2 protein-coding genes are annotated in these 2,974 nt (G+C 77.5%); both read right to left on the bottom strand.

Translation table 11 applies throughout. From position 1 onward, the window contains the following. A partial coding sequence (locus tag NH602_RS29725) for a DICT sensory domain-containing protein (protein ID WP_253069546.1) occupies positions 1-1,228 on the bottom strand: 1,228 nt, incomplete at its 3' end. 201 nt (positions 1,229-1,429) lie between these two features. Continuing rightward, positions 1,430-2,974 (bottom strand): phosphoenolpyruvate--protein phosphotransferase (gene ptsP / locus NH602_RS29720; RefSeq protein ID WP_253069545.1); only part of this gene is annotated, 1,545 nt, incomplete at its 5' end.

Raw genomic sequence — 2,974 nt, 5'->3', positions numbered from 1 at the left:
CGGCGTCGACCGGGCCGGCGTCGCCCGGCTCCTCGGGAAGGTGGGCCAGCGCCTCGCGCAGGTCGGCCAGCGGCAGCGGCCGGGTCGCCGTGACCGCGAACGCGACCCGCCCGGCCAGCGCGATGCCCGGCCAGCCCTGCGAGGCCAGCGCCAGGCGCTCGCCGACCCGGTCGCAGAGACCGGCCAGGTGCCGGTCCGAGGCACCGGGCACGACCAGCGCGAACTCGCGCTCGGACAGCCGCAGGGCCGCGTCGACCGGGCCGAGCGGCTGGGTCATCGCCGCCGCGACCTGGTGGGCGGCGAACCAGGCGGCGCGGTCGTCGTCGTGCACGACGGAGCCGTCGAGGCCGGGCAGGTCGAACAGCGCGACGCCGACGGGCAGCGTCTCCGGCCCCGCCGGTCCGGCGAAGCGGTCCAGGGCCTCGGCGGTGGGCAGACCGCTCGCCGGGTCGACCGCGGCGGCGGCACGGGCGGCCGCGGCGCGCTGGGCGTCGGCCAGCTGGGATCGCAGCTCACGGGTGCCGGCCCGGGCCGACAGCAGCCGGTCGATCATGTGGTTGAGCGAGGTCGTCGCCCAGGCCTCTCCGGTGGTGCCCGCCGAGGCCGCCGGGTCGCCGCCGGTCGGCATCGAGGAGCCGAGCAGCTCGTCGACCGTGCGCCGCACCGAGGCCGGCAGCCGGTCCCCCAGCGCGAACCGCAGCCGCGCGAGCTCGGTCCCGGCCTGGGCACGGGCGTAGCCCCAGCGGCCGAGGAACACCCGCCCGGCCTCGCCCCGTTCGCGCGGGTCGCGGGCGTACTGGTCGGTCGCGACCAGGAACGCACCCGCCCCGGGCCCGAGCGCGACGACACTCCACTCCGACGCCAGCGGCTCGTCCGGGTCCAGCACCACGAGGTGGACGCCGTCCGGCACGTCGTGCACCCCGCCGTCGGCGAACGCGACGACGACGTGCATCCCGGCCTGGGCCATCCGCGCGTAGACCTCGCGCTCACGGTCGAAGAAGCGCAGCTGCTGGAACAGCGCGACGACGACCGTCGGGTCCTCCCGCGGCCCGGACATCACCGCGCGCTCGATGGAGTGCGACAGGTGCACGAGCAGCCGCTTCGACGCCGGCTCCGGGCGCGCGCCCGAGGCCCGCTCCCAGGCCTCGCGGCGGCCCTCGGACAGCCCGTCGACGTAGGCCTGCTCCGAGGCCACCCGTACGGCGTGGGCAAGCGGTCCCTCGGACATGGGTGACCTCCGGTCGTCGGACGGCGCCCGGTTCGCGACACAGGATCACGCCGTGTGTCGACCCAACAACCGCGGGTCGCCGAGGGCAACCGGTGGCCGGGTACGTCCGGTGGGACCACAGGTCACTGCGACCAGCGGCGTGACGACCGCCGGTCCGCCCACCGCGCAGCCGAGCGGGAGGACGAACGCGACGAACGGCGATCAGCCGTCGAGTGCGGCGACGGCGCGGCGGGCTGCGATCGGGTCGGCCGCGGCGCAGGCCGCACGGGCCCGCTCCCGGCACTGCTCCACCGTCAGCCCGGCCAGGGTCGCCCCGACCGCGGCGAGCGCACCCGAGCCCATCGACAGGCTCGCGACGCCGAGCCCCACCAGCACCGCGGCCAGTCCCGGGTCGGCCGCGGCCTCACCGCACACCCCGACCGGGGTGCCGGTGCGCGCCGACGCCTCGCCGAGCAGCCCGATCAGCCGTAGCAGCGCCGGCTGCCACGGGTCGTTGAGCGCGGCCACCGGCCCGGACTGGCGGTCCGCGGCGAACAGGTACTGGGCCAGGTCGTTGGTGCCGACCGAGACGAAGTCGACCTCGGCCATGATCTCGTCGGCGGTGAGCACCGCGGCCGGGATCTCGATCATCACGCCGGCCTGGGAGATGCCGTGCGCCCGGCAGCGCTGCACGAACCAGCGCGCCTCCTCGGCGGTGGCGACCATCGGCGCCATCACCTTGAGCGCGACGCCGGTCTCCTTCGCCGCGGCGGCGAGCGCGGCGAGCTGGCGCTCCAGCACGCCGTCGCCGTTGCCGGGGACGCGGGCGATCCGCAGGCCGCGCACGCCCAGCGCCGGGTTGGGCTCGCCGTCGAGCGACAGGAACGGCAGCGGCTTGTCCGCGCCGGCGTCGAGGGTGCGGGCGGTGACCGGCTTGCCGGCGAACGCGGACAGCACCGCGGTGTAGACCGCGCGCTGGGCGGCCTCGGTGGGCTCCTCGGCCGCGGAGAGGAACGCGAGCTCGGTGCGGAACAGGCCGACGCCCTCGGCCCGGGCGTCCGCGGCCTTCGCCGCGCCGGCGCCGTCGCCGACATTGGCCAGGACCGGCACGACACGGCCGTCGGCGGTGCGGCCGACGCCGTCCCACTCGGCGGTGACCGAGGCGGCGGCGGCGAACGCGGTGGCCTGGTCGAGGGTGGCGACCTCGACGACCTCACCGGTACCGCCGTCGACGGTCAGCGCGGCGCCCTCGGCGATCCGGGTCGCGCCCGCGCAGCCGACGACCGCGGGGATCCCCAGCGAACGCGCGAGGATCGCGGTGTGGCTGGTCGGGCCGCCCTGCTCGGTGACCAGGGCGAGCGCGACGCCCGGCTTCAGCCCGGCGGTGTCGGCCGGGGCCAGGTCGGTCGCGACGAGCACGGCGGGCGCGTCCAGGTCGGCGACGCCCGGCGCGGGCAGCCCCAGCAGCTCCGCGACGATCCGGTCGCGCACGTCGTGGATGTCGCGGGCGCGCTCGGCCATGTAGCCGCCCATCGACGACAGCATCTCGGCGAAGGAGTTCGCGGCCTCCCACACCGCGCGCGCGGCGGGCCGCCCCTGCTCGGTGACCAGCGCCTGCGCGCTCTCCAGCAGCGCCGGGTCGCCGACCATCGTCACGGTCGCCTCCAGCACCTCGCGCGCGTCGCCGGTGACGGTCGCGGCGCGCGCGGTCAGGCGCTGCGACACCAGCTCGACGGCCGGCGCGATCCGCGCGGCCTCGGCGGCGGC

It is taken from the genome of Pseudonocardia sp. McavD-2-B (assembly GCF_024124365.1).
GTDB classification, from domain to species: Bacteria; Actinomycetota; Actinomycetes; order Mycobacteriales; family Pseudonocardiaceae; genus Pseudonocardia; species Pseudonocardia alni.
This window is presented reverse-complemented; position numbering and strand designations above follow the sequence as displayed.